This window comes from Bartonella vinsonii subsp. berkhoffii ATCC 51672 (assembly GCF_902825225.1).
GTDB classification, from domain to species: Bacteria; Pseudomonadota; Alphaproteobacteria; order Rhizobiales; family Rhizobiaceae; genus Bartonella; species Bartonella berkhoffii.
On sequence record NZ_CADEAK010000362.1, the window covers coordinates 1 to 382 of the forward strand.

Genomic DNA, 382 nt, shown 5'->3' on the forward strand with positions numbered 1-382 from the left:
GATAGTAAAATATAATTTTTAGATTGCACAATTGTAAATCTAAATAGTTGGATATGAGGCTTTTATCCCGATAAGAAAAGGTTAAAACATTTCAACTTATATCTTGTTGTTTTGTATCAGATATACCAGGTAAATAAAATGTTGTAGATGAAACACTTTCAAAGTTTTTGTTTAGAAAGAAAAGGGTAAATGATGAGCCGTTTTTCGGTAATAAATTTAACAGAAGCTGCAGTAGATCGTGTTAAAGCGATTATGGATGCCAAAGATGCGCGTGGTATTCTTATTGGTATCAAGAAAGGTGGTTGTGCGGGGATGGAGTATACAATTACCCTTGTAAAGGAAGAGGGGCTGGATGCAGATGTTGTTGAAGTTAATGGCGCAC

At 34.6% G+C, this 382-nt stretch carries 1 protein-coding gene; it reads left to right on the forward strand.

Going from position 1 to position 382, the window contains the following annotated elements:
• Nucleotides 1–192 precede the first annotated feature (192 nt).
• Nucleotides 193–382 (forward strand): HesB/IscA family protein (locus J7R10_RS09620; RefSeq protein WP_281432527.1); only part of this gene is annotated, 190 nt, incomplete at its 3' end.